This is a genomic window from Paenibacillus amylolyticus (genome assembly GCF_003719335.1).
Lineage (GTDB): Bacteria > Bacillota > Bacilli > Paenibacillales > Paenibacillaceae > Paenibacillus > Paenibacillus amylolyticus_D.
Genome location: NZ_RIAS01000001.1, coordinates 606,130 through 613,167 on the forward strand (window position 1 = coordinate 606,130; position 7,038 = coordinate 613,167).

Consider the following 7,038-nt stretch of genomic DNA (forward strand, 5'->3'; position numbering starts at 1 on the left):
ATTTTAGTCATGAAGCTCTAAGTTTAGAACCCCATTTCCGTCAACCATTGTCCTAGCCGACTTTCTCTCGCCTTCAAATCCTGTTTGTCCCGGTCATACTTTCCGATGTTTTTGTCTGCAACCAGATTGCCGTCCATCATAAACAGCACTCGTTCGGAGCGGGCTGCAACTTTAACATCGTGAGTCACGAGTAAAATCGTTGTGCCTGTGGCATTAATATCACCAAGAATGTCCATGATTTCATGTGTTGATTTTGAATTCAGCGCCCCGGTAGGTTCATCTCCGAACAAAATATCCGGATTGTTGATCAAAGCCCGGCATATCGCGATCCGTTGCAGTTGTCCCCCTGAGGCTTGGGTAATGTTATGCTCAGCCAGTTCGTCGATTCCCATTTTTTTCATTAATGACATTGCACGGTTGTTAATCGTGTCCCGGTTGCTGTTTTTGGCCAGATAAGCAGAAAGGATGATGTTGTCGAGCAAGTTTAAATTTTTGAGCAGATGAATGTTCTGAAAAATAAAACCCATTTTGGTCAAGCGTAAACTCGCCAGATCTTTCTCCGGGAAAGCCGATATTTGTTTACCGTTAAAAAACACACTGCCTGTGCTGATCTGATCCATGCCACTGATGTTATAGAGCAAGGTCGATTTACCCGAACCGGATGGGCCCATAATGGAGACAAATTCTCCTTTTCTGAGCTGCAGATTAATATCTTTCAGAATGCGATGTTCTTCATTCTCGCCAATCGCTACGGATTTATTCACGTCTTTAGCTTCTAGTATTGTTGTCATCTTCGTTATGCCTCCCTATTCAACTATCATTTTCGAAATGCTAGTTTCCCGAATCGACTGAATGCTGATCCAGGCTGTAATGATGATCGTTCCTGCCAGCAGCAATGGACAGAGTACATACGCCTGCACCGGATTAATCACAAATACAATCTTTGAGGCGCCAAAGGAGGACATAATGCCACTTACCAGCATTGGACCCAGTGTATTGGATAAGATTGTGCCTGCGGCTACACCTACAATCAGGATGACCAATGACATCACGACATATTTCAACTTGATCTTGGATAACGCAAAGCCGATGCTTCGCAATACAGCAATATCGTTGTTATCTTTGGCAACCATCATCTGTAGGAACAGTGAGGTAATCAAAATAGAAATGAATACTCCAATGGCCAGTGCAAGTGTTGTCACCAGCTTTAATTGCTGAATTGTACCACCAAGCGTTTGATTCAAGTATCCTTGAAGATCAGTTACGCGCGCTGGCGAGAAGTCTTTCTCATATGTTGCAATTTTGGCAGCCATCACATCACGGTCTTTCAGATCCAAACTGACCACATACCACAGCACACTGTCTTTGTTGTAAGGCAAAAGCGCCTTTGCTGTTTTTCCGCCATTCGTCACATCCTGATAGATGCCGCTGACCGTCATTACTTGGTCTTGACCGCCCACTTGCAAGGTCAGCTGATCCCCCGTTTTAAGTTTGAGCTCATTGCTGTTTGCATCCGAGAGAGCAATCTCACGATCTGTCGCTGGGGCATTTCCACTTAGATAAGACAAAGGAAATATACTGAAGTCTCCGCTCTCCACGCTAAGATTATCGTAACTGCCTTCTGCATTACGAATCTTGAACTGGCTTGTTACGAGAGGGGAATATTTTTGAACATCTGCATCGTTTTTAATTTGATTCACCAGACGAGCATAACGTTGCTCTACATCAGTGGTATGTCTAAGATCGATTCTAATATCACTTTGCCCTACACCCATATAGGATATGAAGCTTGGAGCCTGCAGTGTGTTCAAAAAGTTAAGCGGTACGATCATAATAAATGAGCTGACGATGAATACGAATAATAACAAACGGAACATTTTGACACGCTGCATCACGTCTTTTAACCCAAGGAAAACAGGCACGGAAGACCAGCGATTACGTGACAGGTTTAAACGGTTGCGAACGATCTGTGTATCCCCCAAACTTCCCGTGCGAAGGGCCTCCACAGCAGAGATCGAACGAAAACGACGAAGCACTGCACGGCAGAACAGAACAACCATGGTGAAAATCAAACCTGTTGCGAGCAGAGGCACGGCGAAATGCAGTAATGTAGCCGGTGCTTTCCCCATGTACAGCATAATATTAGATACAAAGAGCTGGTTCACTCCGAGGGAAGCGACGTATCCCAAGATGGAAGCAAAACCTGCCATAAACACATATTTGACCAAATAGAGCCGCTTGATATCTTTTTCTGCGATACCAATGGCTTTCATCACGCTGATCTCTCGGTAATCTTCCTCAATTGTTGCAAGCATGGTAAAACGAATACACAGCATCGCAATCAGAATCAGCACCAGGCTGACCAAAATAATAACGGCTGCAATAATTCCGTCTGTCATCCCATTGAGGAGCTGGAACAAACCATAGGTCACCACCGGGCCAGCATTAGGAAGCCCTGCATTTTGATACGCTTGGGTGAACTCACTTGTTTTGGCAGGGTCATGCAGTCGGAACTCAATAAGATATTCCATCTCTCCGACTCCTTGCTTCAATTGCTCCAGATCATTCGGGCTTACGATAAACCGCTTTGAGTGCACAACAGATGGATTCATTTGTGCATCACGCACAAAATCAACAATGGTATATGAACGTTCAAAAGCCCCATTATTGATCCGAACCTGGTCACCGATATTTAATTTATTTTGCTGTAAATAATACACAGGTACAGCAATCTCGCCATCACGAACTTGGATAATCTCACTGTTCAGATTCAACAAATAGTCGAATTGCTGATTTTGTGTAACGAGGTCAATATCCATGACAGTGTTTTTCTCGGACTCTGCACCGAGGTAAAGGTTGGCTCCATTGATGTTAACCATCTCGACAATCTGATGTTGCTCAACCATTGCATTTCCTTCGGCCCATGTATTCACTTTGGTCTGATCCAGATCTCCAGCGTGCATTTGCACAAAATGAGGTGTCTTCGATTCAGAGAACAGATACTGAATGGAACTCGTCAGTTCCATGATCATTCGAGAACCGGAAGATACCAGCAAAGCAGCCAGCAGGACAAAAATAAACAGCGCAACCGTAATTCCTTTTTTCCTCATTAAGTCGTTTCTCAGCATTCTCAGCAGCATAAACTAACATGGCTCCTCTCATCTATCTACTATGTTCAGTCGTTCTACTTCTGGAGTCATAAAGCTTGTCAGATAATACGCCACTGTTGAAGGGTGGTGCATGATAAACATGTGTGTCCCTTCTCTAATGGTCTGCAGCTTCATCGGTACATCAAAATATCGTTCCCACTTGAGTGCCGACTGAAGGGGAACGGCATCGTCCCGTTCTCCCCACAGATAGAGCACTGGCAGTGAGAGAGGCTGACATTCAAGTGTCGCAGCGGATTCCAGCATTCGAAAATCTGCCCGAATTACAGGCATGAAATACTGCAAAAGTTCTTTTTCGTGGATGAGCTCTTTAGGTAGACCGTCATAGGAAAAAAGGTGATCGATCAGATGCTCATCAGACATCTGATCATAACGGTTCAATCCACATTCAGCAGGTGTATTGCAGGCGGATAACACAAGCCTTAATGTCTTCGCTACATCTGGAAGCTCCTCTTGTAACCGCCGAGCAACATAATAAGCTGTAATTCCGCCCAAGCTGTGCCCAAACAACATTGCACCAGGCTGGATTATAGACAACAGTTCGTTCGTATAGAGCTCTACAAGCTGCTGCATATGTTCCAGAGGCTCTTCCGAATTCATCCCGTGGCCGGGAGGGGTAAATGCCCATATTTCCGTATCCGGAAGGTGAGATACTAAAGGATAAAAACTCTGAGAGTATCCACCCAGATAAGGAAAACAGATCACCTGCCTGTTCCCCCTGCCCTTCTGCAGTCGTTCAAGATAATTCTGCGCCATCACTCCATCACCACCGTTAATTGCTTTATTTCGCGTCTAGAACATATGCAGGAAATGTCTGGAGCGTTGTGTCGACTTTTTTGAGTTTAAAGACGATATGAATGATAATTGCCGACGTTACAAAAAAGAAAAATTGCATGATCTGTACTTGCGGATTGAAGTAATACAGATCGATCTGACTTCCTGTAGCGACAAGCCAGAAGGCAAGAAGGTAAAACAACAGTGTGCCTTTGGTAGCATTGAAGATGTAGCTCTGAAACACGATAAACGCCATAAGCTGCACCACGTAGTATATGTATGTGGTTGAAGTACCAAAAGATGAAATCAGATACCCCGGAAGCACCCATAGTCCAAACAGGAGTCCTGTAATCAGACCACTTGTTACATTGTTTTTTAACTTGCCTTGCAGAAACGGAAGCAAGAATCCAATCCAGCCAAATAAACCGCCGATAAGCCCCGTCTCCTTGAACAAGTTCAAAATGCCGAGCCAAATCATTTCAGGTACACTATATGTCAGATCGGGAACCGGTATGCCGAATAGCAGGGAGCCAAAATGCATTGATGAAGCAAATATGATGGAAATACCAATAATTACAGGGATCCAGAACAGATCTTTTTTTCGCGGAACCAGCTTCAAGAACATGCCTTTCAGCGCGTCTTTGCCCCCCATTAAATAACAAGTAATTAATCCGGCAATGGAAGGAGAGTACAGAGCAACGATAGCTAACGGATGCATCAGATGAAGCTCACCAGTAATTGGTACAATAAAATCAGGAAAGAACATGAACAAGCTGGCAATACCATAACAAGTACCAAAGGACATCGCCAGAAACAGGTACATATACTTATTGGAAGGACTGGCTGCCGGGCTCGCCATTGGACGAACAGATGGCTGATTGGCTGTAATCATCGTGCCACCTCCTTGGCAGCAAGCTTTCTCTCAATGAGATCATGCAATCGGTTAATGGTACTGAAATTGGCCAAATCCAGATCATCATTTCCGATCTCAATCTGGAATCTACGCTCTACAAAATCCACTAAACGCATGGCAAAGAGTGAGTTAACAAATCTCATTTCAAAATAGTTGTCGTTGTCGCTAATTTGAGCGTCCTCATGTTCCATAGTAAGATTGTTTCCGATAAACTCTCGAATTTCCTGACGATAATCCACTGCTCTTCCCCCTTGTTATTGATGTTGTCTTTCAGGCACACTAACTTCAATATAGTCCGGAAACTCCACAACCTGCTTCAGATCATGCGAAAAGACAATCTTTCCGTCAGGGTCTGCAGAGAGCTGTGTAAAACCAGCAAAACGATAGCTGATATTCATCATCCGGTTTCTGCCGGTATCTCTGAAATCAGCAAGCATCTGCTTACCCTGTTGCCTCGCTTCACGCATGATATAAGTGAGCAATACACTTCCTGCCCCCCTAGACATGACGCGGCACGACATCAGCAACATGTTCAGTCTCCATATATCCGGCTGCTTATGAATAAGCGCAAGCCCGATCTTTCCATATGTTCCGTACTTGTCTTCAAGTTCGCACACCAATAGCAAGTAATCCTCTGAAGTCATCAACTGATGTAGTTCCTCATAACTGTAAGTGATCCCTGTAGCATTCAACTGATTGGTACGAACCGTGAGCTCTTCCGCTCGCTGAAGATCATCCTCTGTCGCTTCATAGATGGTAAATTTCATACCAAGTGAAGCCAGAAACTTCTCGGAAGGACCTTCATACTGTTCTTCGGCCTGCTTTCGAAGTGTATCTGCCTTATACATCTGTCTTCTGCGAGAAGAGTCTGCTGTAATAAAGCGAGGCATTAGTCTCGGGTCATTTAGCATCGTCTCATAGTGATCTGCATGAAGAACCTGAATATCTGCATGTACACTTTTCACTTCTTCCAGTTCAAACGGCTGGTCATCCACAAACAAGACGGCATCCATTCCGATATTGATGTTCTGCTGAATACGCCCAACGGATATGGACTTCGCATCCCAGTGAATCTCGGGGTATAAAAAATACTCAGCAATGCCCAATTCGGTAAGTTTGGCCCAAGCCAGCTCTGCATCATTTTTACTGGCAATGGAGTGCAGTATACCGCGGCGGTCTAATTGTTCTATCACCTCCTTAATACGCGCCCTTAACTTCACATCTCCGGATTCAAGTAAGACCCCATCCCAGATCGTGTGATCCAGATCCCATACGACACATTTGATATCCTTCAACCGCTCCATGGACATGCCTCCCTTTCGTTAATAGGCATAGAACCCTTGCCCCGTCTTGCGTCCCCAGTGTCCAGCATCCACCATTTTCTGCAGTAGCGGACAACAGCGGAATTTGGGATCCTGATAACTGTCGTACAGCACTTTAAGCGAATGCACGACGGTATCCAGACCGATCAGATCAGCTGTCTCCAGCGGGCCCATCTGATAATTAAAGCCCTTTTTCATGATGGCATCGATCTGCCCAGCTGTAGCGATACCATCCTGCACAATAAAGGCCGCTTCATTCATTAACAAATGCGAGAGTCGATTCGATACAAAGCCCGGCAAATCCTCGATGACGACCGTATTTTTGCCGAGAGACTCCAGAAACGCTACCATCTCTTGCTCTGTTTCAGGTGTTGTATGATGCCCATTGATCACCTCCACCATCGATTTAACGGGAACCGGATTCATCAGATGTACACCTATCGCACGTCTTGGATCAGGTAAAAAGGAGGCCAGCTTGGTTACTGAAATACAGCTTGTGTTCAACGCATAAAGAGCATCAGGACGGACCTTCTGACTCAAACGCGCATAAACTTCCTTTTTGGACTCTATATTTTCGGTCACATTTTCAATAATGATGCTGGCCTCTTCCACACCTTCGTCATGCATTTGGAACGATATTCGATCCATGATGATATCGAGCGGAACCTCACCGTATCCTTGTTTCAAGAAACAGGCTGAACGGTATTCACGACGTATAACATCAGGTGCCTGGGCGATCACGGACTCTGAATGATCCTGCAAAATGACCCGATACCCCGCTCTGGCAACATCCAGTGCTGTAGCACATCCCATAACGCCTGCGCCAATGATGGCAATAAGCTGATTATGCATACCTAACCTC

Annotated in this window: 7 protein-coding genes; all 7 read right to left on the bottom strand. The window is 44.9% G+C overall.

The window, feature by feature from the left end; translation table 11 throughout:
• Positions 1–23: 23 nt before the first annotated feature.
• From EC604_RS02760 to EC604_RS02790, 7 genes are read right to left on the bottom strand one after another with little or no spacing between them, the layout of a single operon-like run.
• Entirely contained in the window at positions 24–791 is a 768-nt protein-coding gene (locus EC604_RS02760; protein ID WP_123062631.1) for an ABC transporter ATP-binding protein, read from the bottom strand.
• A 15-nt stretch (positions 792–806) separates the two neighbouring features.
• The gene (locus EC604_RS02765) at positions 807–3,140 is read right to left on the bottom strand and encodes an ABC transporter permease (RefSeq protein WP_123062632.1); all 2,334 of its coding nucleotides are present in this window, start codon (positions 3,138–3,140) and stop codon (positions 807–809) included.
• A gap of 18 nt (positions 3,141–3,158) precedes the next feature.
• On the bottom strand, positions 3,159–3,923 hold the full coding sequence (locus tag EC604_RS02770; protein WP_123062633.1) for a thioesterase II family protein: 765 nt from the start codon (positions 3,921–3,923) through the stop codon (positions 3,159–3,161).
• 25 nt (positions 3,924–3,948) lie between these two features.
• The gene (locus tag EC604_RS30100) at positions 3,949–4,833 is read right to left on the bottom strand and encodes a hypothetical protein (RefSeq protein ID WP_192895044.1); all 885 of its coding nucleotides are present in this window, start codon (positions 4,831–4,833) and stop codon (positions 3,949–3,951) included.
• Positions 4,830–5,093 (bottom strand): acyl carrier protein, encoded by a 264-nt coding sequence (locus EC604_RS02780; RefSeq protein WP_090914983.1) that lies wholly within the window; start codon positions 5,091–5,093, stop codon positions 4,830–4,832. The genes EC604_RS30100 and EC604_RS02780 overlap by 4 nt, the downstream gene beginning before the upstream one ends.
• A 15-nt stretch (positions 5,094–5,108) precedes the next feature.
• Positions 5,109–6,158 (bottom strand): HAD-IIIC family phosphatase, encoded by a 1,050-nt coding sequence (locus EC604_RS02785; protein WP_123062634.1) that lies wholly within the window; start codon positions 6,156–6,158, stop codon positions 5,109–5,111.
• Between the two features lie 18 nt (positions 6,159–6,176).
• Complete coding sequence (locus EC604_RS02790) at positions 6,177–7,028, bottom strand: 3-hydroxyacyl-CoA dehydrogenase family protein (protein ID WP_123062635.1); 852 nt, start codon at positions 7,026–7,028, stop codon at positions 6,177–6,179.
• Positions 7,029–7,038: the final 10 nt, after the last annotated feature.

What these genes read in the sequence shown, in the direction of transcription:
- EC604_RS30100 (WP_192895044.1), bottom strand. Translation starts at nt 4,833, where the DNA reads ATGATTACAGCCAATCAGCCATCTGTTCGTCCAATGGCGAGCCCGGCA.
- EC604_RS02790 (WP_123062635.1), bottom strand. Translation starts at nt 7,028, where the DNA reads ATGCATAATCAGCTTATTGCCATCATTGGCGCAGGCGTTATGGGATGT.
- EC604_RS02785 (WP_123062634.1), bottom strand. Translation starts at nt 6,158, where the DNA reads ATGGAGCGGTTGAAGGATATCAAATGTGTCGTATGGGATCTGGATCAC.
- EC604_RS02760 (WP_123062631.1), bottom strand. Translation starts at nt 791, where the DNA reads ATGACAACAATACTAGAAGCTAAAGACGTGAATAAATCCGTAGCGATT.
- EC604_RS02770 (WP_123062633.1), bottom strand. Translation starts at nt 3,923, where the DNA reads ATGGCGCAGAATTATCTTGAACGACTGCAGAAGGGCAGGGGGAACAGG.
- EC604_RS02765 (WP_123062632.1), bottom strand. Translation starts at nt 3,140, where the DNA reads ATGCTGCTGAGAATGCTGAGAAACGACTTAATGAGGAAAAAAGGAATT.